The organism is Kribbella endophytica, from assembly GCF_054781295.1.
Genome location: NZ_BAAGUR010000001.1, coordinates 146,334 through 170,964 on the forward strand (window position 1 = coordinate 146,334; position 24,631 = coordinate 170,964).

22 protein-coding genes and 2 tRNA genes are annotated in these 24,631 nt (G+C 69.2%); 7 read left to right on the forward strand and 17 right to left on the reverse strand.

Features of this window, described 5'->3' with window-relative positions:
• Window positions 1-15: 15 nt before the first annotated feature.
• On the forward strand, window positions 16-1,389 hold the full coding sequence (locus tag ACYVIO_RS00750; protein WP_460648662.1) for a TrpB-like pyridoxal phosphate-dependent enzyme: 1,374 nt from the start codon (window positions 16-18) through the stop codon (window positions 1,387-1,389).
• Window positions 1,390-1,392: 3 nt separating this feature from the next.
• Here the strand turns inward: ACYVIO_RS00750 and ACYVIO_RS00755 are convergent, their stop codons facing one another.
• The gene (locus ACYVIO_RS00755; RefSeq protein ID WP_460648663.1) at window positions 1,393-1,902 is read right to left on the reverse strand and encodes a hypothetical protein; all 510 of its coding nucleotides are present in this window, start codon (window positions 1,900-1,902) and stop codon (window positions 1,393-1,395) included.
• Window positions 1,903-1,936: 34 nt separating this feature from the next.
• On the opposite strand from ACYVIO_RS00755, the gene ACYVIO_RS00760 reads away from it, so the two are divergent.
• Both ACYVIO_RS00760 and ACYVIO_RS00765 read left to right on the forward strand, forming a co-directional pair.
• On the forward strand, window positions 1,937-2,386 hold the full coding sequence (locus ACYVIO_RS00760; RefSeq protein WP_460648664.1) for a hypothetical protein: 450 nt from the start codon (window positions 1,937-1,939) through the stop codon (window positions 2,384-2,386).
• Between the two features lie 1,722 nt (window positions 2,387-4,108).
• Complete coding sequence (locus ACYVIO_RS00765; protein ID WP_460648665.1) at window positions 4,109-5,437, forward strand: hypothetical protein; 1,329 nt, start codon at window positions 4,109-4,111, stop codon at window positions 5,435-5,437.
• A gap of 1,546 nt (window positions 5,438-6,983) precedes the next feature.
• On the opposite strand, the gene ACYVIO_RS00770 is transcribed toward ACYVIO_RS00765, so the two are convergent.
• The 6 genes from ACYVIO_RS00770 to ACYVIO_RS00795 are packed head-to-tail and all read right to left on the reverse strand — an operon-like array spanning window position 6,984 to window position 14,524.
• Window positions 6,984-9,200 (reverse strand): FAD-dependent oxidoreductase, encoded by a 2,217-nt coding sequence (locus ACYVIO_RS00770; protein ID WP_460648666.1) that lies wholly within the window; start codon window positions 9,198-9,200, stop codon window positions 6,984-6,986.
• Between the two features lie 11 nt (window positions 9,201-9,211).
• The gene (locus tag ACYVIO_RS00775; protein WP_460648667.1) at window positions 9,212-10,099 is read right to left on the reverse strand and encodes a MurR/RpiR family transcriptional regulator; all 888 of its coding nucleotides are present in this window, start codon (window positions 10,097-10,099) and stop codon (window positions 9,212-9,214) included.
• 10 nt (window positions 10,100-10,109) lie between these two features.
• The gene (locus ACYVIO_RS00780) at window positions 10,110-11,483 is read right to left on the reverse strand and encodes a hypothetical protein (protein ID WP_460648668.1); all 1,374 of its coding nucleotides are present in this window, start codon (window positions 11,481-11,483) and stop codon (window positions 10,110-10,112) included.
• 11 nt (window positions 11,484-11,494) lie between these two features.
• Window positions 11,495-12,310, reverse strand: coding sequence for a carbohydrate ABC transporter permease (locus ACYVIO_RS00785; RefSeq protein ID WP_460648669.1), 816 nt, complete (start codon window positions 12,308-12,310; stop codon window positions 11,495-11,497).
• Window positions 12,303-13,232: a carbohydrate ABC transporter permease gene (locus ACYVIO_RS00790; RefSeq protein WP_460648670.1), complete on the reverse strand. Its 930-nt coding sequence runs from the start codon at window positions 13,230-13,232 to the stop codon at window positions 12,303-12,305. The genes ACYVIO_RS00785 and ACYVIO_RS00790 overlap by 8 nt, the downstream gene beginning before the upstream one ends.
• The gene (locus ACYVIO_RS00795; RefSeq protein WP_460648671.1) at window positions 13,232-14,524 is read right to left on the reverse strand and encodes an ABC transporter substrate-binding protein; all 1,293 of its coding nucleotides are present in this window, start codon (window positions 14,522-14,524) and stop codon (window positions 13,232-13,234) included. The genes ACYVIO_RS00790 and ACYVIO_RS00795 overlap by 1 nt, the downstream gene beginning before the upstream one ends.
• 219 nt (window positions 14,525-14,743) lie before the next feature.
• Between ACYVIO_RS00795 and ACYVIO_RS00800 the strand changes: the two genes are divergently transcribed.
• From ACYVIO_RS00800 to ACYVIO_RS00810, 3 genes are all read left to right on the forward strand, one after another.
• Complete coding sequence (locus tag ACYVIO_RS00800) at window positions 14,744-15,079, forward strand: helix-turn-helix domain-containing protein (protein ID WP_460648672.1); 336 nt, start codon at window positions 14,744-14,746, stop codon at window positions 15,077-15,079.
• Complete coding sequence (locus ACYVIO_RS00805; protein WP_460648673.1) at window positions 15,076-15,876, forward strand: hypothetical protein; 801 nt, start codon at window positions 15,076-15,078, stop codon at window positions 15,874-15,876. The genes ACYVIO_RS00800 and ACYVIO_RS00805 overlap by 4 nt, the downstream gene beginning before the upstream one ends.
• 65 nt (window positions 15,877-15,941) lie before the next feature.
• On the forward strand, window positions 15,942-16,325 hold the full coding sequence (locus ACYVIO_RS00810) for a pyridoxamine 5'-phosphate oxidase family protein (RefSeq protein ID WP_460648674.1): 384 nt from the start codon (window positions 15,942-15,944) through the stop codon (window positions 16,323-16,325).
• A gap of 19 nt (window positions 16,326-16,344) precedes the next feature.
• Here ACYVIO_RS00810 and ACYVIO_RS00815 read toward each other — a convergent pair whose 3' ends face one another.
• From ACYVIO_RS00815 to ACYVIO_RS00825, 3 genes are read right to left on the reverse strand one after another with little or no spacing between them, the layout of a single operon-like run.
• Window positions 16,345-17,382, reverse strand: coding sequence for a UDP-N-acetylmuramate dehydrogenase (locus tag ACYVIO_RS00815; RefSeq protein ID WP_460648675.1), 1,038 nt, complete (start codon window positions 17,380-17,382; stop codon window positions 16,345-16,347).
• Window positions 17,379-17,786 carry a MaoC/PaaZ C-terminal domain-containing protein gene (locus ACYVIO_RS00820; RefSeq protein WP_460648676.1) on the reverse strand — a complete coding sequence of 136 codons (408 nt, stop codon included), beginning with the start codon at window positions 17,784-17,786 and terminating at the stop codon, window positions 17,379-17,381. The genes ACYVIO_RS00815 and ACYVIO_RS00820 overlap by 4 nt, the downstream gene beginning before the upstream one ends.
• Window positions 17,783-18,205 carry an FAS1-like dehydratase domain-containing protein gene (locus tag ACYVIO_RS00825; RefSeq protein WP_460648677.1) on the reverse strand — a complete coding sequence of 141 codons (423 nt, stop codon included), beginning with the start codon at window positions 18,203-18,205 and terminating at the stop codon, window positions 17,783-17,785. Before ACYVIO_RS00825 ends, ACYVIO_RS00820 begins: the two co-directional genes overlap by 4 nt.
• A gap of 91 nt (window positions 18,206-18,296) precedes the next feature.
• Here ACYVIO_RS00825 and ACYVIO_RS00830 point away from each other — a divergent pair, with 91 nt between their 5' ends.
• Window positions 18,297-19,043 carry a (2Fe-2S)-binding protein gene (locus ACYVIO_RS00830; protein ID WP_460648678.1) on the forward strand — a complete coding sequence of 249 codons (747 nt, stop codon included), beginning with the start codon at window positions 18,297-18,299 and terminating at the stop codon, window positions 19,041-19,043.
• Window positions 19,044-19,127: 84 nt separating this feature from the next.
• Here the strand turns inward: ACYVIO_RS00830 and rpmG are convergent, their stop codons facing one another.
• The 7 genes from rpmG to ACYVIO_RS00865 form a co-directional block, all read right to left on the reverse strand.
• Window positions 19,128-19,295, reverse strand: coding sequence for a 50S ribosomal protein L33 (rpmG, locus tag ACYVIO_RS00835; protein ID WP_012923742.1), 168 nt, complete (start codon window positions 19,293-19,295; stop codon window positions 19,128-19,130).
• Window positions 19,296-19,358: 63 nt separating this feature from the next.
• Window positions 19,359-19,435: transfer RNA gene (locus ACYVIO_RS00840), tRNA-Met, on the reverse strand.
• Between the two features lie 50 nt (window positions 19,436-19,485).
• A tRNA-Thr gene (locus ACYVIO_RS00845) sits at window positions 19,486-19,558 on the reverse strand.
• 136 nt (window positions 19,559-19,694) lie between these two features.
• Window positions 19,695-20,738 carry an LLM class flavin-dependent oxidoreductase gene (locus ACYVIO_RS00850; protein WP_460648679.1) on the reverse strand — a complete coding sequence of 348 codons (1,044 nt, stop codon included), beginning with the start codon at window positions 20,736-20,738 and terminating at the stop codon, window positions 19,695-19,697.
• Window positions 20,735-21,499 carry a DUF1684 domain-containing protein gene (locus tag ACYVIO_RS00855; protein WP_460648680.1) on the reverse strand — a complete coding sequence of 255 codons (765 nt, stop codon included), beginning with the start codon at window positions 21,497-21,499 and terminating at the stop codon, window positions 20,735-20,737. The genes ACYVIO_RS00850 and ACYVIO_RS00855 overlap by 4 nt, the downstream gene beginning before the upstream one ends.
• Window positions 21,496-22,605 carry an LLM class flavin-dependent oxidoreductase gene (locus tag ACYVIO_RS00860; RefSeq protein WP_460648681.1) on the reverse strand — a complete coding sequence of 370 codons (1,110 nt, stop codon included), beginning with the start codon at window positions 22,603-22,605 and terminating at the stop codon, window positions 21,496-21,498. Before ACYVIO_RS00860 ends, ACYVIO_RS00855 begins: the two co-directional genes overlap by 4 nt.
• On the reverse strand, window positions 22,595-24,550 hold the full coding sequence (locus ACYVIO_RS00865; protein WP_460652045.1) for an FAD/NAD(P)-binding protein: 1,956 nt from the start codon (window positions 24,548-24,550) through the stop codon (window positions 22,595-22,597). The genes ACYVIO_RS00860 and ACYVIO_RS00865 overlap by 11 nt, the downstream gene beginning before the upstream one ends.
• Between the last annotated feature and the right edge of the window lie 81 nt (window positions 24,551-24,631).

Here is a 24,631-nt window from a genome sequence, read left to right on the forward strand (position 1 = left end):
CTCTAACTTGGCTGCATGACGACGCCGACGAAGATCCTGTTGCCCGAGGACGAGCTGCCGACCCGGTGGTACAACGTGCTCCACGACCTGCCGACGCCGCCACCCGCGGTGCTGCATCCGGGCACCGGGCAACCGATCGGCCCGGAGGATCTGGCGCCGCTGTTCCCGATGGACCTGATCATGCAAGAGGTCTCCCAGGAGCAGTACATCGACATCCCGGGCGAGGTCCTCGACGTCTACCGGCTCTGGCGACCGAGCCCGCTCTACCGAGCGCACCGCCTGGAGAAAGCCCTCGATACCCCGGCGAGGATCTACTACAAGTACGAAGGCGTCTCCCCCGCCGGCTCCCACAAGCCGAACACGGCCGTCCCGCAGGCGTACTACAACGCCAAGGCCGGGATCCAGAAGCTCACCACCGAGACCGGCGCTGGCCAGTGGGGCACCGCGCTCGCCTTCGCGTGCGCGCAGTACGGGCTGGAGTGCGAGGTCTGGCAGGTCCGGGCGTCGTACGACCAGAAGCCGTACCGACGCGCGATGATGAAGGTCTTCGGAGCAACCGTGCACCCGAGCCCGTCAGACCTGACCGAGGCCGGTCGCAAGATCCTCGCCGAGAACCCGGCATCGACCGGTTCGCTCGGCATCGCGATCAGCGAGGCCGTCGAGATGGCCGTGCAGGATGAGTCCGTGCACTACGCGCTCGGCTCCGTGCTCAACCACGTGCTGCTGCACCAGACGATCATCGGCGAGGAAGCGTTGATGCAGCTCGCGATGGTCGGCGAGACGCCCGACGTGATCGTCGGCTGCACCGGCGGCGGTTCGAACTTCGGCGGCCTGGCGTTCCCGTTCCTGCGCGAGAAGTGGGCCGGCCGGCAGTCCCCGGTGATCCGCGCGGTCGAGCCCGAGGCCTGCCCGTCGCTGACCCAGGGCACCTACGCGTACGACTTCGGCGACACCCTCGGCATGACGCCCCTGATGAAGATGCACACCCTCGGCCACGACTTCGTCCCGGACCCGATCCACGCCGGCGGCCTGCGGTACCACGGGATGAGCCCGCTGATCAGCCATCTGTACGAGACCGGCGAGATCGAGGCGATCGCCAAGCCGCAGTCGGAGTGCTTCGCCGCCGGTGTCCTGTTCGCCCGCACCGAGGGCATCGTCCCCGCGCCCGAGCCGACCCACGCCCTGGCCGCCGCGATCGAGGAAGCCCAACGCTGCAAGGAGTCCGGCGAGGAGAAGGTCATCCTCACCGCGCTCTGCGGCCACGGCCACCTGGACCTCGCGGCGTACGACGCCTACCTGTCGGGCGCGATCACCGACCGCGCCTGGGACGACGCCGACCTCCAGGCCTCGGTCGCCGCCGCCCTCGAAAAGCTCCCCGCCGTCAACTGACGATCAACGGCCGCGCTTCCACCACGGCTTCGGCTGCTTCGGAAGCGCGGTCAACCAACTCTCCGGAATCTCCCAGCGCTTCGCCTCGAGCGTCGCGAAGTACTGCTCCTTCAAACTGTCCGGCAACCAGTACGTCGCCCGGTGGTGATCCACCACCTCGAAGTACGTCGTACTCCGCCCCCGGCTCCACACCGTCGCGGCCGACGAGCAGTAGGCCAGCCGCGTGTAGTCCCACCGCGCCTGATCGTCGTCGAGCGCGAACCGCCGCTCGTGCACGGTGAACGGCCCCCACTTCTCCGCCGGCCACCCCGCCGACTCCTCGATCAGCCCCTGCACCAGCGCCCGATCGTCGGTCATCTCGTCCGGCAGCAACAACCGCCGGGAATCCAGCACCGCCTCGACCCCCCAGGCCCCCGCCACCTGCAAGAACGTCTCCAGCAAAGCGAACCCGATCTCCGCCCGCCCGAACCCACTCAACTCAGCCCGCAGCGTCGTGATCGCTTCCTCCGGCACGTTGCCCAGCTTATCGGGCGGGTACCGCGTCCCCATGAGCGACGACCAACAGCAATCCCCGCGCCCCAGACCCCCAGGAGTCGACGACCGAACCGTCCAGGCCGTCGGCCGCCTCACCCACGCCCTGGAAACCGTCAACCGCGCCCGCGGCTACTTGTACGGCTTCCACGAACTCACCGGCCGAGCCGACAACGAGCTCGACGAGGTCCTCCACCTCTTCCGCACCGCCGGCCACGAGGAGTTCGCCGCACAGCTCGAACGCGACCTCCTGGGCCGCAACGTCATCGAAGACCGCTGGACCTTCCAAATCGTCGACGACTACGACACCGGCTACTACGCCCTCTTCACCGCCCTCGAACAACAAGCCCGAGACGCCTTCTGCGAAGGCACCCGCCACCTCCGAGAAGCCGAAATGAAACGCGACCGCCGAACCCCCGGACACCCGAACCACACCCTGAAACCCGACAACGACCACCCCAAATAACCCATCGCCTCGGCTCATCGATCACCCGCCTCCCGCCGCATCCGCCGTACACCGGACCACGCCCGGTCCCTCCACAACGCCCGCGACCTCCCAGCCCAGACCGAACCCACCAGCCCGTCCAAGGGATGCCGCCCTACAGCCAAGCCCGACAGACACGGCCCCGCTTCAGCAACCCCCCGCCTCCCCAGGCGTCCCCGCTGCCCCACCCCGAACGACCGCTGCCCTGCCCAAATGCGACGCCCTACTGCCCTCCTCCCGGGCGATGCCCTGCTGCCCTCCTCCCGGGCGATGCCCCGCTGCCCTCCCCCGGCCGATGCTCTGCTGCCCCACCCGCGTCACGACCTGTCTGATCCAGGCGACCACCTCCTCGCCTCGCCGCAGCCGGCCGGGGCAGATCACCGCGACAGCCGCAGTACAACCGCCGCACGCGAGACCCTCAGCCACCGTCGGGTCGATCCACCGCGAACCCGCCAACGCCGAGCACCCCGCCGAGCACGGCCTGCCAAGCCCAGTGCCAGACCGCCTCGCTTGGTAAACAGCCGGCCCGCGCGGCGCCCCTGCCACCCGGCCCCGAGTGGCTGCCTGCACTACCGGTTGACGGTGACCGCCTGCCCGCGCGGACGGCTGACCGCCCCGCCCGAGAGGCAGCCCGCCCGACCCCGCACTGCACCTGCCCTGCCCTGCCCTGAGCCAGAACCTGCACTGCCCCGAGTGATAGCGCCGGCCTGCTCGCCGTACTGGTACCGGCTGGGGCAGATCGCCGGGACAGCGGCAGTACACCTGCCGCAACTGTCGGCGTACTTGTCCGGCGAGCCCGTGACGCGGCGCGGGCTTGGAGATCGCTGGCACTGGCTGGTGGGAACCCGCCTACTTTGGCCTGCAGGTGTCGGGTTGCCTGCGGCAATCGCTGTCGCGCTGTCTGCCCCGGGGACTGCTGGGCCAGAGTGCGGCGCGGTGGTGTCCTGCGGATTGGCGCGGGCCAGCTGGCTAGCGAGGCGCTGCGAGAGGCTGACAGCCGGGGCCCTGGGCTTGCCACGCATTGCGGGGGCCAGCCGTGGTCGCCAGTTCTGTCGGCTACCGGGTACAGAGGGGCCCGAGGGGGGACGCGGCTACTGGCAGTCGAGCACTCACTGAACTCCTGGGGCAGATCGGGGCATCCCCGGGCATGCCGGGGCAGGCTGCAAGCTATCCCCGATAGGTACCGGGGTGTACCAGCAGCTCCTCGGGCTGCTCCCGCAGCGTCCCCACTGCAGCTCTTCGGGCTGCTCCCGCAGCGTCCCCACCGGGGGCGGAGACGGCGTGCCGGCCAGCGTTGTCTCGGCGTACTCGCCAAGGGGCCAGGCTGCGCGCCGGCCAGTGGTGCCCTCGGCGTACTCGCCAGGGGTGCAGGCGGTGTGCAGCCACCGTTGCAGGAGCGGCGTACTCGCTCGGTCTTAGGCAGCGTGCCTGTCAGCGTTGCAGGGGGCCTGCTCACCAGGAGGCAGGTGGTTCTGGCCAGCGTGCAAGCGGCCTACTGCTCAGGCTGCTGGCGGCGAGCTCGCCGGGGGTGCGGCTGTAGTGCCCACGGGTAGACGCCGGGCCGTGCTGATCGCCCTTCTAGGACAGGTGTTTGGGGCAGGTTGGGGCAGATGGGCGGGGCAAGCTGGGGCATCGTGGGGCAGTTCGTCCACAGGGGTGGTTTTTGTGGTCACCGAGCGTGGTCGCGCTCCTACAGTTGCGGGCATGTCGGAGGTGAACGGATTGTTGCGGGATGCCCGTGAGCGGACGCCGTCGCGGCGGGCGCCGGGTGAGTACATGTCCAGGGGCGAGCTCGCCGAGGCGGTCTGCGGATGGTTGTGGGAGACGACCGGGATCGAGTACGACCTGGACGGGCACTACATCGCGAAGCTCGAGCGTGGGGTCGTGCGCTGGCCGGGTGCGGCGTACCGGGCCGGCCTGCGGCAGATCCTCAACGTTGCTACGGACAACGAGCTCGGCTTCTCACCGGGGAGCAGGCCGGGGCTGGGTGAGCTCGACACGAGCATCTCGTCGATGGTCGGGCTGGACGACGAGATGGTCCGTACGGCGGACGAGTCGGTGTCAATCCTGCCGCTCGCGGAGACCTCGAACGTCGGCGAGTTGACCGTCGAGCAACTGCAGGCCGACATCGAGCGGGTCTGCCGGCAGTACCTGCGCGTGCCGACCAAGGGTCTGTTCCTGCGCACCCGCGCGATCCGCGACCGCGCGTTCGAACTGCTGGCCGGGCGCCAGTCACCGGCGCAGACCCGCGACCTCTACACCGCGGCCGGCTGGGCGCTCACCATCCTCGGCTGGATGTCGGTCGACCTCGGCCGCCCGGACCTCGCCGAGAACCACACCCGTACGGCGTGGGCCTGCGCCGAGGCCGCCGACCACGGCGACCTGCGCGCGTGGGTGCGCGCAACCCAGCACACCGCCGCGTTCTGGCAGGACGACTTCACCCGCGCCGCGGAGTACGCCGAGTCCGGGCTGCGGCACGCCGTCGGCTCCTCCAAGCTCTTCCTGGCCAGCGCCTTGGCGGTCGACCTGGCCCGCACCGGCCGCATCGACCAAGCCCGTACGGCGCTCGCCGACGCCCAGCGGATCTGCATCCCACTCGGCGGGCAGGAGCTCTTCGGTTTCCTCCTCTGCACTCCCGCCCGCGCCGAGGGCCTCTGGTCGGACGCCCACCTGGCCCTCGGCCAAGCCCGCGAGACCCTGGCCTGCGCCGAACACAGCACCGCGCTCTTCGAACGCGCCCCCGAGTCCAAACGCAACGCCGGCGCCGAACGCATGGTCCGCCTCCAGCAAGTCAAAGCCCACCTCGAACTCGGCCAACTCGACGGCGCCCTCGAGTCCCTCACCCCCATCCTCGACACCCCCGCCGAGTTCCGCGTCCGCCCCCTGATCCACCGCATCGGCGAAATCAGCGCCATGACCCGCACCGACCGCTACACCGGCGAAGCCCTCGCCGCCCAGATCCACGTAGCCACCCGAGCCTTCCTCCGCCTCCCCAAACGCCCCCGCCCCACCGACCTAGCCGACACCGCCTGACCACGCGCTAGCTTCCCCCGCCCGGTCCCGACTCCAGCCAGACAGACCATCCGCCGCACCACAGCCAGCCAGCCGACGGACAGCCGCGACTCAGCACTCCCCGGTCCCCGGTCCCGCTTCCCGCTCCGGCTCAGGCTCCCGGCTCCCCGCTTCCGGCTCCCTTCCGGCTCCGGCTCCCTTCCGGCTCCGGCTCCCGGCATCCGGCTCCGCTTCCGGCCCCCGCTTCCGGCCCCCGCTCCCGCTTCCGGCTCCCGGCATCCGGCTCCCGCTTCCGCTTCTGCTTCCGGCTCCCGCTTCCGGCCCCGGCTCCCGAAGTACATCTCGTCACAGAGCCGTAGCGCGTAGCCCTCAGCCGGCAGTCACTCGACAGGTCGCGCTCTCGCCCAGCCCGCCACCTCCTCGCGCCACCGCGGCGCCGTTCTCCCCGCGTCTGTTGCGCCCTCCCGCAGCGCCGAGCCAGCCGAACAATCCGTAGCCGCCACTTCTTGTCGCCGCGATCGCCGCCAACGCCTGCATGAGTCGACTCGCCGACTACCCCCGACGACGTGCCGCTCGGGTGGCCGATGTGGCAGCTGACCGCGATGGCACCGATGCTCGTCGACCCACGCCGGGTGGGAGTTCTACGACCGCGGATGCGCAGCACTCAGCAACCTCCGCCCGCGGCGTCAGACCGGCCAGGGCAGGCGTTGGATATGCACGTTTGGGTGGTGGCGAGTGGCTACAGAGCCCGGACTCGCCGCGGGCGAGCCAACGCGAGCGCGCGACGCCGGGGCCGGGGCCGGGGCCGGGGCCGGGGCCGGGGCCGGGGCCGGGGCCGGGGCCGGGGCCGGGGCCGGGGCCGGGGCCGGGGCCGGGGCCGAGAGTGAACCCGCAGCACTCACCAACCGCCAGCTCGCCGGACCAGACTGGCCCGGCTGAGCGGCGGGTGCTGCGGGAGCCCGGGGTGGTGGGTGCTGCGGGAGCCCGGGGTGGTGGGTGCTGCGGGAGCCGGGGTGGTGGGTGCTGCGGGAGCCGGGGTGCTGGGTGCTGCGGGAGCCGGGGTGCTGGGTGCTGCGGGAGCCGGGGTGGTGGGTGGTGCAGGTCCGGGGTGGTGGGTGGTGCAGGTCCGGGGTGGTGGGTGGTGCAGGTCCGGGGTGGTGGGTGGTGCAGGTCCGGGGTGGTGGGTGGTGCAGGTCCGGACTCACCACGCGCTGGGCGACGGGTGATCGCGGTGACGGCGACCCTCGCGTGCAGGGTCAGGCGTCGGAGGTGGGGGCTGGGTTGGCGAATGGCGCAGGTCCGGGCTGGCTGCAGACGAGCGCGGGCTCGGCTCCGGAGCCGAGGGCAGACGTGCAGTTGGCAGCAACCCTCCGCCGGGGAGCGGGTCGCCGGGGAGCGGGCCGGCGGGGGTTGGTGGTGGGTGGCGGGGGCTAGCGGGGGTGGCGTGCATGGCGTGGGTTGGTGCCACCGCTGCGGGTTGATGAGTGGTGCAGGGGTCGGCCTGTGGGCGGCGGGTGTGGGGCCGCCGCCCGGCCGCCGCCTGGGCGGCGCCTGGCTGGTGCAGGAGTTAGTACACGCGGATGGAGTTCACGTGAGCCCGAGGGGCGCCGTTGGTTGTAGCGGTGGTTAGGCGGAGGGACGTGAGCGTCGTGGGCGCGGGGAGGGGGTGGCGGTTGAGGCGGCGGCGGTTGGAATCGACTGTGGTTAAGGGGTGCCAGGTGCCGTCGGGGGTGCAGTAGTCGAAGGAGTAGTCCCGTAGCAGCGTCGGGAGGGTTTCGTACGGCGTGCGGTGGTGGTGGAGGTTGATGAGGTCCTCCTCGACGTCGTCGTCCAGGACGACGACCACCTCGGTGATCTCGACCGGGGAGGGCCAATTCAACGTCAACGTCGGCGTCGGGTCCCAGGCGAGGTCTTCGGAGGACCAGAGGTTGGGGCCGCCGTACGGGCGGGAGTAGCCGCCGATGACCTTTGACGGGGAATAGGCGTCGGTGGAGCCCAGTACGCGGTAGCAGAGGCCGGCGCGCGGGAGGATGTGTTTCCAGGAGCGGAACTGCTCGGTGTACTGCTCGTCGGGGGCCGGGTCTCGGTGCGAGAAGCAGAGGGTGCCGGGGAGGGCGGTGGCTGCGGTGTGGACGGCGACAGAGGAATTGCGCTTCAGGACTACGACTGCGTTGCTGGGCGCCGAGGGGTGCCAGGAGAGCGGGACGGAGACCCAGCGCTTCTCGCCGGCGGGCACAGTGACCTCGCAGGAGGAGAGAAGCGCAAGGGGCAGGTAGTTCTGCGGCTTGAGGGGGTCGTGGAGTTCAACAACCAGAGTGGTGTCCTCGGCGGCGTCGACGAGGAACTCCAGGCCGTCCAGAGAAGGATCGACGGGGAGGACCATCGCCAGGTCTGCGTCGAGAGCAAGCAAGCCGTCGGAGACTTCGACGGCCAGGCGGCGCAGGGTGGACGAGGCCGTGGCGGTCGCCGCCAGAGCGAGGTTGGCGGGGTCTGTGTCAGCAACACCGAGGACCGACGCGTCCGCGCGGTGCAGGGCGTTGCGGACCAGGTCGAAGTGTTCAGTGGCCAACGCCCGCGGCGTCAGCTCATTGCCTAGGGCAACAGAAGCGGCGACCCCGACAGCCTCGCCGAGGACAGCGCAGGTCGCCATCACTCGCGTCGTACCGAAGGCTACGTGGCTGGCGGAGATGTTGCGGCCGGCCATCCACAGGTTGCGGACGTTCCGCGAGTACAGCGAGCGCAACGGGATGTGATAGTTCCCGTCCGGGTGCCAGTGCTTCGACCCGCGCTCGGTCGCGTACATCCCACCCGGCGGGTGCAGGTCGATCGACCAACCACCAAACGCGACCCGGTCGTCGAACAGACGCTGCTCCAGTACGTCGTGCTGCGTCAGCACGTGATCCCCGACGAACCGCCGGTACTCCCGCTTCCCCGGCACCGCCCCGATCCACTCCAGCGTCAGATTGTCAGCATCAAAGAGCCCGGAGTTCTTGATGTGATCCCAGATCCCGTACACCGCCGCCTGCAGCTCGTCCCGGATCGCTTCGTTGTCGTCGACAACATCCAGCGAACCGCCCCACTCGATCCACCAGTACGCACACCCGTAGGCATCGGTCCGGATGATCCGCCGTTCCGGGATCGACGTCTTCGTGATGTCGCGCGCGAACGACGGCGGCACGAACCGCACCGGCTCCCCGGCGTCCTTGGTGTAGAAGAGGATCGTGCTGCCGAGCGTGTTGTCGTCGGGCACCTCCGGCGCCCACGATTCGTCGTACGCCGACCGCGGCTCGCGCCCGGTGCGGAACTCGGCGCCGGCCAGGAACCCGATCAGTCCGTCGCCCGAGCAGTCGGCGTACGCCGGACTGCGGAAGGTGATCTCCTTCTCCGAGCCCATCTGCCAGCCGGTCACCGAGCGGATCTCGCCGTCGGCGGCGTCGACGGTGCGGACGTCGGTGTTGAGCCAGAGCTGGATGTTCGGCTCGGCACGGACGGCTTCGAGGACGACGAGGTCCCAGTAGTACGGGTTGCCCTGCGGGTTGCGGTACTGGTTCTCGACGAACAGCTCGCCCATGATCCCGGTCTCGCGGGCGAAGTGCTGGACGCCGTGCGCGGTCGCGCCGCAGACCCAGACCCGCACCTCGCTGGAGGAGTTGCCGCCGAGCACCGGCCGGTTCTGCACCAGCGCGACCGTGCGGCCCTGCCGCGCGGCGCCGATCGCGGCACAGACTCCGGCGAGACCTCCGCCGACAACGGTCAGATCGGTGTGGACGTCGAGCTGCTGCATGCAGGAACCTCTCAGGTGTCAGGGTGTACGACGGGCTGGCCGGGCCCGCCCGGGTGGTTGGCGGTGAGGTGGTCGGGGACGCGCTGCGCGACCAGGACGAACAGCAACCCGGCGGTCAACGTGTCGCTGGCGCGTCCGGCGAAGAACTCGGTCCAGGTGCCGCCGGCCTGCGTACCGGTGTCGAGGGTGACGTCGGCCAGCTCGCCGACCGGCGACGAGACGACGCCGGTGATCGCGACCGTCAACGCGCCCTGCCCGGCCGACCGCCGTACGAAATCCAAAGTCGTCCCATCGGTGCCTGACCGGGTGACGACGAGCCCGACGTCCCCGGGCCCGAGCAGCCCGCCGGCGATCTGCGCCGACTGCGGGCCGTCGAAGAACCAGACCGGGATGCCGATCCGCAGCAACCGGATGTACAGCTCGCGCGCCGGGATCGCGTCGCCCCACTCGCCGTAGATGTGCGTACGACGGGCGCCCGCGATCGCGTCCGCGACCCGGGTGGCGTCGTTCAGGTCGATCGACGCGAGCGCGTTGCGCAGCGCGTTGGCCTGCGTCGAGGCCAGCACGTTGAGCACCTGCTCGGGCGGATCGGCCGGGCCGATCGCGTGCCCGATGTCGCTGGCCCACCCGGCCTCCAGACCGCGCCCGACCTCCATCGCGAGCGCGGCCCGTAGCGCCGGGTACCCGGCGAACCCTAGGTGCGTGGACAGCCGCGTCACCGTCGCGGCCGAGGTCTGCGCGGCCTCGGCCAACTTGGTGATCGAACCGCGCGCGACGTCGTCCGGGTTCGCCAGGATCTGCTCGGCGACCCGCAGCATCGCGCCGTTCAGGTCGGGCAGCGCGCGTTTCGCCAGCTGCAACGGGCTCGGGGTACCAGCTCTGTCCACGTCGTTTCCCATCCCGCGATCATCACGTATAGACGAACTGGGCACTCGCGATCCCGTCGGTGTCGCTGACGACCCGGACCCAGTGCGCACTGAACCCGGACGGGAACACGTGCGTGTACACGGCTTCGGGCTCGACGGTGAACGAGGACGACGCCCCGAACCGCCCGTGCCCGTGGAAGTCGATCTCCAGCGTGACCGTCATCGAAACAGTCCCGAGGTTCTCCAGGTGCAGGCACTTGTTGTCGAAGCCCGTCATCAAATAGGGGTCCGAGGGCACCCCCGCGGAAACCGGCGTCTCCCACCAAGGACCGCCCCAACCAGCGGGTTTGCCGAAGTTCCACAGGTCGTCGGTCTTGCCGAACCACAGTCCCGACTGCGGCTCCGCGGTCGTCGGGTTCAGCCCGTGACTCGGCGACGCGTTGTCAGCACCGGCGACGAACATCCCGCGCCACGAGCAGAAGTCCCCGAGCACCCACAGATGCGTCGAGATCGGCCGCACGCCCCAGATCCGGCCGCCGTACGCCCAGGGCGACAGCTCGTAGAACATCCCGTGGTGGTCGAGCATCAGCCGCTCGTGCTCGACCTCACGGATCCGCGGCCACTCGGTCTGCCACTTGTGGTCGAAGGTGTGCGACGCCTTGGGCAACCGATAACGGGTCCAACGACCATCCGCCTCGGTGAACACCTCGAGGATCGCCGAGGCCTGGTCCCAGCCGGAGGCGAAGATCGTGCCGCCGAACTCGTGCCGCCCGCCGATCGCGGTGAACGGCTTGCGGGCCAGGATCCGCCACTCGCTGCCGTCGTACTCGGCCAGCCGGCCGCGCGCCTGACGCCCGTCCCAGTCGGCCTCCTCGTACTCGTTCGAGCAGACCACGAGCCGGCCGAAGCTGGTGTAGCAGTCCTTGTAGTGCACCTTCATCTCGCCGTCGGTGCCGAGCTCGTCGTTCAGGTCGAAGACCTGCACACACTCGTACGTCGTGAGGTCGAGCTCGAAGACCTCGCCCTCCATCGCCAGCACGTACACATGTGTGTCGGGCTTGGTCAGGTGCCGCGACGTCCCGCAGACGCGATGCGGCGTCAGCTCGGGGATCGTGGTGATCTTGTGCTCGCGGTCGATCACGTGCGGGCCGAGCACGAGCTGCGACGTCGGGAAGTGCACGAACCGGTTGGTGTAGGTGCCGTCGACGCCGAGCGTCTCGGGCACGATCTCCATCGACAGGTCGGCGTCGATCCGGCGCAGGCTCACCCCTCCCCCGCTGTGCGCCTTGTGCGAGTTGTAGTTCTGGACGTAGAGCATCCCGTTCCACGGCATCAGCGAGCCGACGCCGAGCTCGCTGCGCGGCGGACCGAAGTCGCCGACCTGCGCGAGGTCCGGAAAGACACCTGAGACGTTCACTGTCGAACTCCTTACTTGATGCCCGTATGGGTCATCGCGGCGATGAAGCGGCGTTGCAGCAGGACGAAGACGAGCAGCACCGGCACGATCGAGACCACCGAGGCGGCCATCGTCAGACCGGGCGCGATCGCACCCTGCTCGTCGACGAAGTCCGTCAGCCCGAGCGGGAGGGTGTAGTTCTCCGGACTGCTGATCAGCACCAGCGGCGTCTCGTAGTCGTTCCAGGACCAGACGAACGCGAGGATGCCGAGCGCGCTGAGCACCGGCGTGGCCAGCGGCAGGTAGATCCGGCGGAAGATCTGCCACTCGTTCGCGCCGTCCATCCGGGCCGCCTCGGCGAACTCGGCCGGCTGGGCGACGAAGAACTGGCGCATCAGGAACGTGCCGAGCACGGTGAACATGCCGGGCAGGATCAGCGCCCACAGCGTGTCGTACAGGCCTAGCTTCTGGAAGTAGATGAACCGCGGGACGAGCAGCAGCTGGGCCGGGATGATCGCGGTCGCGAGGTAGAGCAGGAACAGCTTGTCGCGACCCTTGAACGTCATCCGGGCGAAGGCGTAGCCGGCCATCGTCGCGGTCAGCAGCTCGCCCGCGACCCGCAGTACGGCGACGAAGACGGACCGGCCGAACGCCGGCAGCACCGAGGTCTCGCCGACCAGCACGGTCTTGAAGTTGTCCCACTGGAACGGGTCCGGGATCCACTGCATCGGGATCTTGTACGCGTCGAGGTCGGCCTTGAGCGCGGTCGAGATCATCCAGGCGAACGGCGCGAGGAAGGCCAGCGCGAGGATCCACAGAGGAATCCCCCACATCCACTTCTTACTCATGCAATGCCCTCCCTCGCTGGGCGCGCCAGGTCAGCAGCGTCAGGACCAGTACGCCGGCGAACGTCACCAGGCCGATCGCCGAGGCGTAGCCGAACCGGTAGAACTGGAAGCCGGTCTGGTACATGTAGTACGAGATCGTCGTGGTCGCGTCGCCCGGACCGCCGGCGGTGATCAGCGCGATCAGGCCGAACCCCTGCGACGCCCCGATGATCAGCGTGACCAGCAGGAAGATCGTTGTCGGCAGCAACGACGGCCAGGTGATCGTGCGGAACTTCGCCCACACCCCGGCGCCGTCGATGTCGGCCGCCTCGTACAGCTGTTTCGGCGCGTCCTGCAACGCGGACAGGTAGATCAGCGAGCAGTACCCGACGCCGCCCCAGACCGCCATCACGATCAGCGCCGGCAGTGCCCAGTGCGACGAGGCGAACCAGCCGGGCTCGAGGCCGAAGGCGCCGAGCACCTGGTTGACCAGGCCGGCCTTCGGGTTCATCAGCATCAGCCAGGTCATGCCGATCGCGACCGTGTTGACGATGTACGGAAGGAAGAAGATCGCCCGCAGGATCGCGCGACCGGGCAACGGCCGGTTGAGCGCGATGCCGAGCGCCAGGCCCAGTACGACGGTCAGCGGCACGCTCACCCCGACGTACACGAAGGTCAGTCCGACGGCGTTCCAGAAGCCGGGGTCCTTGGCGATGGCCACGAAGTTGTCCAGGCCGGCGAAGCTGATGCCGCCGAAGCCGGAGACCAGGTTCCAGTCGGTGAACGCGAGCAGGATCACGCTGATCAGCGGGATCAGCGTGAACGCGACCACCCCGAGCAGGTTGGGGGCGATGAACAGGAAGCCGATCCAGCCGCGCGGGCTGATGCCGGGCGCCTTCTCGGTCCGGACCGCGGGCGCCGCGGCGACAGTGGCCGTGGTCATCACGAGCTCCTCTCGGTACGGGCGATCGCGGCGTCGGCCAGACGGCGTACGTCGCGAATCGCTGGGCCGGGGTCCTTCTCGCCCAGCCAGCACAGGTCACGCTGCTGGCCATGGGCGAGGCTGATCTCGGGGAAGCCGGCCAGGCGGGTGTCGGTGGCCAGCTTCGGCTCGGCGCCGAGCACGACCCGGCGGAACGAGTCGACGTCGAAGTACTTGTCCGGCTCCTTGCCGAGCACGCCGGTGATCACCTGGTCGTCGATGACGTTGCCGAGCGTCGGCAGCTTGCCGCCGGCCAGCATCGGGCCGGAGCCCTCGGTCAGCCAGAACTTCACGAACTCCCAGGCCGCGTCGGCCTTCGGGGACTTCGGGTTGACCATCACGAAGTTGTTGTACGAACCGCCGTTCCAGTCACCGCCGTCGACCGTCGGCGGCGGCGCGAAGGCGACCTTGAAGTCGTGCGGGTACTTCTTCGCGTCGTACAGGTAGCGCAGGTTGAACGGCGCGGTCGACCAGAGGTGGAACTCCTGCTGGAGGAACGAGTTCTGCTGGTACGCGTCGAGGTGGCGGGCGAGCACCTCGCGCCAGGGGAAGGCCGAGCCGTCCGCGATCATCTCGCGGCCGAGCGCGAACGCCTGCTCGAAGTGCGGGTCGCCGAAGTTCGAGCGGTTGCCGTCGTACCAGTAGTTCGGGCCGAGCTTGATCCGCGGGACGTCCGGGATCGTGTAGCAGCCGTAGGTCTGCGCGGTGGTCAGCTTCTTCGCCGTCGCGCGGTAGTCCTCGATCGTCCAGGCCTGTGGGAGCTCGACGCCCGCCTGCTCGCGGAGCTTCTCGTTGAACAGCACGAAGTACGGCTCCCGCGCGGTCGCCAGGGCCTTGATCCGGCCGTTGTCGAGGAACGCCCGCGGCTGGTCGGTGTCCAGGAACACCTTCAGCTCGGGGTCGGCCTGCACCCGATCGGTCAGGTCCGCCGCCAGTCCGGACCCGGCCCGCAGCGCGAGATTCGCCTGCGCGTAGGTGAAGTACACGTCGATGTCGATCCCACCCTGCAGGGCGGTGTCGAGCTTCAGGTTGCCGCGGTCGTCGTTGACGAACCGCGTGTAGTTCACCTTGTACTGCGGGAACTTCGCCTGGAACGCGTCCACCACCTTCTGCGGCCCGGACGCCGCCGGCACGCCACCCCACACCTGCAGCACGCTCGACTTCGACCCATCCGACGACGAGCACCCGGCCGCAGCCGCCGCCACCGCACCCACCCCAGCGAGAAACCCACGCCGGGACAACTCGTTCCGCATCCTCACACCAACCCCTCACCGTGGATTGCTGCAAGACATTATCCAGATCACCTCTTCTTGCCAACCCTCTATGCAAATCTTTTTCAGACCGCGGTGGGTAACCGCCGGCGCCGCCGGGTTACTCAACTCTTCGGCAGACCGCCATCGACGCTCAGAAAGTACGCAACAAATCTCCTGCCTGCCGAGGGGCAAGCAGTACTTGATAGGACCCAGAAACCCTTGTTTTGTTGGAGAACTGGTCGTACCGACGGCTCCCCGGTCAAGGCCTTCGCTGCCGGGCTGCGGCGCCTTCGGGCGTCCGCCGGCCTGACCTACCGCCAGTTGGCCGTCGACGCGCACTACTCACACACCAACCTGGTCCGTGCCGCGAGCGGCAGGGCGCTGCCGTCCTGGGAGCTGGCCAGGGCGTACCTGGTCGCCTGCGGCGTGTCCGAGCTTGGGATACCCGCCTGGTACGAGGTCTGGCTGGCGATCGACCAGCTCCCGCCGGGCTACCGGGTGTCGACCGTCGTGCTCGACCGGATCGACGCGCTGAGCGCTGGTGTCCGCGTATGACGGTCAAGTGGGAGGACCGGAGACACCAGGCTCCGCGGGTGCTGGTGGCGCCGCACGACAGCGAGCTGCCCGCCGAGACTCCGGCTGGTGAGTCCTGCATCCCATCACTCAGCTTCAGCCTCGCTGAGCTGAGCAGGCTGTACCAGCACCTGGAGGACGGCACCTACCTGCCGAGCGCCGCTCCCAGCGGCGGCAGCGTCTTCCACGGCGTCGAGATCAGCTGGAAGCGCGGCGGGAAGACCACCTGCGGTGCCCACGACCTGCTGGGGGTCCAGCGGCCTGCGGACATCTCCACGCTCGAAGGCAGAGCGGTGTACGCCGACGGCAGCAGCCTCACGTTCCTCTTCCGGCCGGGTCGCCGCGGCAAGCGCTGCGTCGGCCGGATCCAGTGGATCGGCACCGGCGAGGCAAGGTCGCGGGCCGGAGCACTGGACGCGTACGCCGAGGAGCTGTGCCGCGGGCACCGCGGGTTCACTACCGCAGTCGCCGACCAGCCACGGGTCGCCATCCTGGCGATCGGCGTGCCCACCGTCATCGTCGCGCTCGTCGTCGCGTACGTCGTACGGGCGCTCAGCCTGTCCCCGCAGCACGACTCACTCGCCTGGACGATGCTGCCGCTGCCCATCGGCGCGATCGCGGGCGGGCTGTGGCTGCTGCTCAGCAACCGGCTCTTCCTGGACGGCCGGCTCGTGAGGTCCCGCCCGATCCCCGACTGGCAGGCCGTCGGCACACTGGCCAGCGTCGTAGGCGTGGCTCTGTCCAGCGCGATCGCCCTGCTGGCCATCCTGGTCGGCTGAATTCGGAGGCGAGCGCAGCGGATCGTTGAGAGAGTCGCAGTCATCGAGTTCCGAGGAGGCAGGCAGTGCAGACAACGCCCGAGATCGAGGCCACGCTCGCCAAGCCGCTGCACGCGGTGGTGGGGTTCAACCGGCCGGGACGGCCGCCGCAGCTGAGCGTCGTCTGGTTCGAGTGGGACGGTACGACGTTCCGGCTGTCCACGCTGCGGACCCGGCTGAAGTACCGGTTGTTCAGCGCGAACCCGCAACTGTCGCTCATCGTCAACGACCCGGAGTCGCTCACGTACGTCGTCGCGACCGGCGAGGCGCACGAGGAGGACGGTCACGCGGAACTGTCGGGGCGACTGTTCGCGCGCTACCTGCCCGGCCGCGACCCCGGCGACCGCCCGGCCGACCCCGATCGCGTCGTACTCGCGCTGACCCCCGAGCGCATCACCTCGGGCGCCTAGTTCGTCGCGCAGTCGTCGGTCAGAGCGAGCAGTTCACCAGGACCGGCTCGTTCACGAGCGTGATGTTGAAGGCGTGCTGGACCTGGGCGCGGACGTGCGCGGCCAGGGCGAGCAGTTCCTTGGCGGTCGCGCCGCCCTGGTTGGTCAGGGCGAGTGTGTGCTTGGAGGAAACCGCCGCGTTTCCGATCGCGAAGCCCTTGGAGATGCCGGCGTGCTCGATCAGCCAGGCGGCGCTGGTCTTCACGCGGCCGTCGGGCTGAGGCCACTGCGGAGCACCAGCCGGTACGTCGGCAGTGGCGTCGAGCAACGGGTTCGTGAAGAAGGACCCCGCGCTCCACGTGTCGTGGTCCTCGGCGTCGAGGACCATGCCCTTGCTGCGCCGCAGGCCGAGGACGGCCTCGCGAACGTCCGTCATCGGCGCGCGCGAACCAGGCTCCACGCCGAGGACGCGGGCGAGCTCGGCGTACTCGATCGGGGCGGACAGGTTGCCGAGCTTCAGCTGGAAGGCGACCTCCAGTACGACGTACCGGCTCGGGTCGGCCTTGAAGCGGGAGGTGCGGTACGCGAAGCCGCAGTCGGCGGCGAAGATCGTGCGGAGCTTGTTCTCGACGCGGTCCCAGACGCGGACCGAGGCGATCGACTCCGACACCTCGTGGCCGTACGCGCCGACGTTCTGCACCGGGGTGGACCCGGTCAGCCCGGGGATGCCGGACATCGACTCGAGCCCGACCCACTCCTCGGCGATCGCGCGCTGGACGACCGTGTCCCAGTCCTCGCCGGCCTGCAGGTGGATCATCGCGCCGGAGCACGCGTCGGCGTCGACCTTGATCCCCTTGGTCGCGATCTTCACGACCGTGCCGCGGAAGCCCTCGTCGCCGATCACCACGTTGCTGCCACCGCTGAGCAGCAGGACGGGCTCCTTGGCCGCGTCCGCCGTACGGACGACGTCGACCAGCTCGGCCTCCGTCGTCACCTCGACCAGCTTGTCGGCCGGTCCACCGATCCGCAGCGTGGTCAGTTCGGCCAGCCGCAGATCTGTCGTTTGCTGGGTGTTCACCGGACGTGCACGACCGCTCGCGCCCGGCCGAGGACCTTCTCCTCGCCGGCGAGCGCGGTGATGTCGATCTCCGCGAGACCGTCGGCGACCTTGTCGATCTTCGCCGAGAAGGTCACCGTGGCGCCCTTGTCGTCGTCCGGTACGACGATCGGCTTGGTGAAGCGGACGCCGTACTCGACCAGGTCGGCCGGGTCGTCCAGCCAGTCCGTCACGACGCGCGCGGCCGAGGCCATCGTCAGCATGCCGTGCGCGATCACGCCGGGCAGGCCGAGTGCGGCCGCCATCCGGTCGCTCCAGTGGATCGGGTTGAAGTCGCCACCCGCCCCGGCGTACCGGATCAGGTCCTCGCGCCGGAAGGTGACGGTCAGCGCGGGCAGCTCGGTGCCGATCTCGACGCTGCTCATGCGTCCGCCCGGTTGTGCGTGACGGTCGCGGTCGAGGTGACGAGCTGCTCGCCGTCGCCGCTGGTCAGGACGGTCTCGTACATGATCACCTCGACGTCACCTGCTTTGCGGACCGTGGTGATGGTCGCCGTGGCGCCCACCTCGTCCCCGGCCTTGATCGGGCGGACGTAGTTGAACTTCTGCGCGCCGTGCACGATCCGGTCCAGCCGCAGCCCGAGGTCGGGGTCGGCGAGCAGCAGGTCGAGGGCGGGCGCGCTCAGCACGAACGCGAACGTCGGCGGTGCCACCGCGTCATCACCGCTGTACGCCGGGTTGGTGTCCCCGATCGCGGCGGCGAACTCCTGGATCTTCTCCCGGCCGACCTGGTAGGTCTCGGCGGCCGTGTAGCTCCGGCCGACCATCGTGGCGTCGATCGTCATGTCCAGTAACCCTACTGGCAGTATGGGCGGGCGGGTGCCGCCACCCACTCCGCGAAGATCACTGGGGATCTGACGCAGGAAGGGCACGACTGTGACGGCAGTGGCGGCTTTGAGCCGGTACGCACCCCGCTACGCGCTCCGGATCGGGGTGCCGAGCGGTGCGGAGTGGTTGCGGGTGGACCACGTTCTCGAGCCGGACGGCCCTGAGCTGACCGAGCTGCTGAAACGCGATCACGACGCCAGCGGGCACACGTCCGCGCACGCGAACGCGCTCAGCCTGATGTCCTTCTACGCCGGTCGCGCGCCGGCGGCGGCGCTGCTGCTGTGGGCGCTGGAGGGCCGGGTGCTCGACGTCCGGCCGGAGAACGTCTGGGTCCGCCCGCACGACGGGCACGGCCTGGCCGAGGTCGCGATCCGCTCCGCCAACTTCCTGCCTGGCGGGCTGCAGACCCTGTACGACGTGGTGCTGACGCAGCACCTGCTCCCGCTCTCGGCTGAGCTGCACCGGCGTACGCGGGCCGGACTGCGGCAGCTGCACGGTGGGGTCGCGGCGGGTTGCGCGATGGGTTTCTGCGCGGCAACGCGGGAGAAGGAGACGGTGCCGCCGGGTCATCTGCTGGAGCGGTGGCAGACGTTCGTCGCGAAGGCGCCGGGTGGATTGGCCAGGCTCGGGGAGGTCACCGAGGCCGGTGGGAAGCTCGTGTACCTGCGGAACACGTGCTGTATGTACTACACGAGCGACAAGGGCGCGGACACGTTGTGCGGCTCGTGCTGCCTGACACCGCGAGAGGACCGCTTGGCGGCGTACGAAGCAGGCCGTCCGATCATCACGGTGTAAGAGGGCACAGCACTGTGCTTTTCGGGCACAGCGAAGGGGCCGCTCTGGTGTCCAGAGCGGCCCCGACGCGAAGTCTGCTGAAGGTCAGCGGGTCTCGCGGTGGTCGGTGTGGTCGTTGCAACGAGCGCAGTACTTCTTCATCTCCAGGCGGTCCGGGTCGTTGCGCCGGTTCTTCTTGGTGATGTAGTTGCGCTCCTTGCAAACCGTGCACGCCAGCGTGATCTTCGGGCGGATGTCGGTTGACTTGGCCACTGCTGCCTCTTTATCTCATGAGTACGCAACTTGGTGATCGCACTCTCGAAGTACTGCCTTGCGTGGTAGCGGGGGCGGGAGTCGAACCCGCGACACCACGATTATGAGCCGTGTGCTCTAACCACCTGAGCTACCCCGCCAGAGAGTCCGTCACTCCACCCGGCGGACCGGGTGGTGCAGCGTTTCTCAGAGCCCCTTTACGGAATCGAACCGTAGACCTTCTCCTTACCATGGAGACGCTCTGCCGACTGAGCTAAAGGGGCGGGCCGAGGAGAGAGATTACACGGTCCCTGGCCCCGATGTGAAATCGAGGGCCGGAGGTGTAGTTCCCCCTCTGTCCGACCAGAGAATCATACCGGGTCCCAGGAGTGCTTCCGACCAATTTTCGGGTCGATTTCGTCAGCTCCAGACCCGGCTCGGGTACGTCGCCCGCAGGACCGGCAGGACGTCTGTGACGAAGCTCTCGACCGAGGCCCGGTTCTCCGCATCCGGCAGGCCCGGGACCTCCAGGGAGACGCCGGACAGCTCGTGGCTGAACGCCTCCTGGTACCTGCCGAACTTGTCGATCACCTCCTCCGGCGACCCGACCAGCACCGACCCACCGGCCAGGAACTCCTCCAGCGTCTGGAACGGCAACTGGTTGTGCTTGGCGCCTGGTGAGTCCATGAACGCGTCGAAGATCGGCCGGTACCCCTCGACGGCGTCCTGCGAGTTCTTCCGGACGTACAGCCCGTTGAACCCGGCCCCGACCACCGCGTCGGCCGGGTCGTGCCCGTACGCCGCCCAGCGCTCCCGGTAGTGCCGGATCAGCCCGGCGTACTTCTCCATCGGGTGAAAGCCGTTCGCGGAGAACAGCGGCTCTCCCCACTTGGCTGCCAGCTCCGTGGACTCCGTGGAGCTGGCGGAGCCGTGCCAGATCGGAATGCTCGGCTGCTGGAGCGGTCTGGGCTGCGTGGTCGCGTTGACCAGCTCCGGCCGGTACTGACCGCTCCAGCTCACCCCCGTCTCCCGCAGCAGCCGCCGGAGCAACTCGTACTTCTCTCTGTTGCGGTCCCACTGCCCGTCCAGGTCGTAGCCGAACAGCGCGTTCTGGTCCGGGTCGTTGCCCTTGCCGATGATGATGTCGAGCCGGCCTCCGGACAGCTGGTCCAGAGTCGAGTAGTCCTCAGCAACTCGCACCGGGTCCAGCAGTGACAGCACGGTCACTGTCGTCAGCAGCCGGATCCGCTTGGTCGCCGCGGCGATGTAGGCGAGCACCACCGGTGGCGACGAGGAGACGAAGCGCTGCGCGTGCCGCTCCCCCACGCCGTACCCGTCGAAGCCCAGCTCCTCGGCCCACTGCGCCTGCTTCACCACGTGCTGGAAGCGCTCGTACGTCGTGAGCTGCTGCCCGGTGATCGGGTCGGGTGAGTTGTCGATGAGGGTGTAGGTGCAGAACTTCACCGGGGCCTCTTCTCGCCTGCTGTGACGGGGAGGGCGACTCGGTTGCCTGCTGGGGGCGCCGGACAGATGCCGTGGGCGGTGAAGGCGGACGGTGGGTTGATCGCTCGGTTGAAGTCGAGCAGGACCGACCCGTCGCGCTGGACCTCGCCTGCTGTCACAGTGCGCCAGCGGGCGGTCTCCTCGCCGTTTGTCTCGTCGTGGAACGCCAGGTTGAGCTTGCCGTCTCCACCTGCGGTCACGGCCAGCTCGTACGCCGTACCGCCTAGTGCCAGGTGCACCGCACCGACCAGCTTCAGCTGGGCGCGCAGGTCAGGGCGGGCTGTGTCCACCTCAGCCCGCTCGACCTGGTTGTACGGCGTGTAGTGGCCGGTGACTACCCAGGCTGGGTCGACTGGGTAGATCGGTACGCCGGTGAAGCCGGTCCTGGTCGCTGCTGAGGGGTCACGCTGGCGGAGGGCGTACCTGCCGTCCCGGACCAGCAGCTCGACCAGGACCTCGCCGTACAGGAGCCAGCTGAGTGAGGCGCCCTCTGGTACGCCGGCTGACGTCGTACCGACCAGGGGCTCGCTGTGGAGGGTCAGTTCGCCGCCGGCACGGACGTGGGCCTGGCCGTCGGCTGTCCACCAGGTGCCGGGCAGGCCGGGCACCCGGGCCGGTGAGTCGGTCAGCCAGTCGAAGGCGGAGACGGTGAGCCAGCCGTACTTGGTGGCGAGCTCCTGCTCGCGGGTGGCGTGCCAGTCCTCCTGGGTCGTCACGGTCATGAGGCCAGCTCCTGACGGTTGCCGGCTTCACGGCGGGCTACCTCTTCTCTCACCAGGGGGATCACGTAGCGGCCGAAGTCGATCGCGTCGTCGTAGATGTCGTAGCCGCGAGCGGAGAAGATCCGGACGCCGAGGTCGTAGTAGTCGAGCAGCGCAGCGGCCACTGTCTCCGGCGTACCGACCAAAGCGGTCGAGTTGCCGCCTCCGCCGGTCAGGCCGGTGGGCGCGGTCCACAGGGCTCGGTCGTGTCGCTCGCCCGCGTCGACCGCCGCGAGCAGGCGACGTGAGCCGGCGTTCTCGGGGGTCTTACTGGCGTCGCGGCGGCGGTTCGTCGTACCGGCCTGGACTGATTTGATCCGACCGAGGATCGACTCGGCCTTCTCCCAGGCCAGTTCCTCCGTCGGCGCCAGAATCGGCCGGAACGCGATCTGGATCGTCGGGCGGTCATCACGCCCGGCCTTCGCCGCCTCGGCGTCGATCGTGGCCAGCTGTTCCTTGGTCCCGGCCAGCGGTTCGCCCCAGAGCGCGAAGATGTCCGCCTCGGCAGCTCCGACGGCGTACGCCGCAGCCGACGAGCCGCCGAACGAGATCCGCGGCCGCGGCTGCTGCACCGGCTTGATGTCGGCGACGAACTGCTCGAACTGGTAGTGCTGACCGGCGAAGTCGAACCGCTCGTCCGACGTCCAGGCCTGCTTGAGGATCTGGATGAACTCGCGCGTCCGTCCGTACCGGTCGTCCTTGGGCAGGAAGTCGCCCTCGGCGGCCTGGTCCGCGGTCGAGCCGCCGGTGATCACGTGCACCTCGAACCGGCCGTTGCTGATGTGGTCCAAGGTCGCGAAGGTCTTCGCGGTCAGCGTCGGGTAGGCGACGTTCGGGCGGTGCGCGACGACCAGGTTGATCCGCTCGGTCCGCGTCGCGACGTACGCCGCGACGGTCGACGGGTCGGGCGAGCCCGAGTGGTAGGCGAACAGGATCCTGTCCCAGCCGTTGTCCTCGTGGGCTCGGGCGAGCTTGCTCGTGTACTCGAGGTCGAGCGGGCCGCCGGTCCGCGGGGTGACCTCGCTGGCCGGGTTCGTACCGGCGATGCCGAGGAACTCAACTGCCATGGTGACCTGCTTTCGTCGAGGTGGTCAGGAGCTGGAGCAGGCGCCGTGCGACCGCGTCGTTCTGGCGGAAGCCGGGACCGTTGAAGTACGGACGAGAGAAGCCGGAGGAGCCGGCCGACCCGGAGACGGACGGGCCGAGCAGGAACAGTTCCGGGTGGACGGTTCCGTCGGCGCGGATCGCGCGGCAGTGGCTGTCGGCCTTGAGCTGGCCGCCGCCGAGGCTCGTGCCGTCTCCGGCGATCAGCTCGTCGGCAGCTAGGAGTCCGTTGTCGAGCAGACCTTTGAGCAGTGGGTCGGTCGCGGCCAGTACGTCGGGGCGCGGGAGCCTTGCCTCGACGAACGCACGGGCGCGGATCTCGCCGGGTACGGCGGGACTGCGACCCACGAACTGATTGTTGTCTAGGGCAACTGTCAGGTCGGGGCCGGTGAAGTGGATCAGGCCGGCGCGATGGAGAGCGAGAAGCTCCTCCAGGCGGCGCGGCGGCGGACCACTGGCGACGAAGGAGAAGAAGCCGTGCCAGTCGGTCTCGACGTGGCGGACGCGGTCCTCGTCGGACAGCCGGCCTTCGGTGATCGCGACCGAGAGGACGCTGTAGACGCTGAGCAGGGCGTTGAAGACGGCGAGATCGGACGAGTGCTGGGGGTCGGCCCTGCGGAGCAGGTCGTTCTCAATCAGCTGTACGACGGTCTGGTCGAGGTGCTCCTCGCTGGCGAAACCGACGCCGGCCAGTGGGCGGTCGACGGCGGCGAGATCGAAGTGGTCGTCCTCCGCCGGGACGGCCTGAGCTACCGCCGTACGGAACTCGTCGTCGGTGGGGAAGGTCTTGTCGAGGACGGTGAAGAACTCGTCCCAGGTCCAGGTGGTGCGCTCGGGGTGGGCGGTGAAGAGCTGACGGTAGTGCGCGTAGGTCAGCTCCTTGTCGATGAGTGGGCGGAGCTGCTGGGTGTAGTCGAGGACTTGGGCGCCGAGACTGTCGAGGGCTTCCTTGGTCAGGTAGCGCGTGGGGACCGGAGTGGTGCCGGCGACGGTGTAGCCGAGCTTCGCGTGGTACGGGACGCCGCGGCGCGAACCGGCGTACAGGATCGGTTCGTCGCCGCTCGGGTGGTAGGTGAGCAGGCCGGAGCACTCGTCGTACCAGCCGCCTCGGCCCTCGGTCAGCAGCACCATCAGATCGATGAACGCCTGGCCCAGGCCGCGGACGATGACGTTCTCACCTGCGCGCAGGTCGGACAGGTCGACGTCGGCGGTGTACCCCGGCGGAAGGTACGTCAGTCCGCGGCCCTTTGCTGTGTTGCCCCAGGCAACTTCTTCCGCGGTCAGCTCGCGGTCCAGGTATCCCAGCGCAAGCACGACTAGGTCCGCCTGAATCTCCCGGCCGGACTCCAGCCGCACCGTCTTCTCTTCACTCAACTCGACAGCACGCTCGAGATGCGTCTCCACCAGCACATTCGCCGGCAGTGAGTCGACGACGCGATCCCAAACCCAAGCCAGGTACTCCGCCTGCACCAACCGAGGCGGAAAGTCCATCGCCCCCGGCGGCTCGATCCCCGCCTCCTCCAGCACGGTCGCACCCGCCCCCACCACCCACTGATCCAACGCAGGCCCCGCCACCACCGGCCCCTCACACTCCACCGACTCATCGGTGAAGATCGTGACGTCGGAGGTCATCGAGTTCATCCACAACAACCGCGACTGCTCCCGCCGCCAGATCCGCCCCCCACCCGCCGGATACGGATCCACCACATGCACCCGAACCGGCCGCTCCCCCAACAGCTCAGAAGCACTAGCCGCCACCCGCTCCAACACCCCAACCGTCCGAGGCCCACCCCCCACAAACACCACAGTCGCCGGGCTTCCGGGCTCGCGGACTCCGCCCGCCTCGCCCCCAGGAAAAGCGGAGTGATGAGCCGGAGCCCCGCCCCCAGGCTCGTGGGCTTCGCCCACCTCGCGGCCGTGGGGAGGCGTGTTCTTGGCCTCCGCGACACCACCACGCGACTCGCGGTTGTCGCCCTCCGCGCTCGCGCG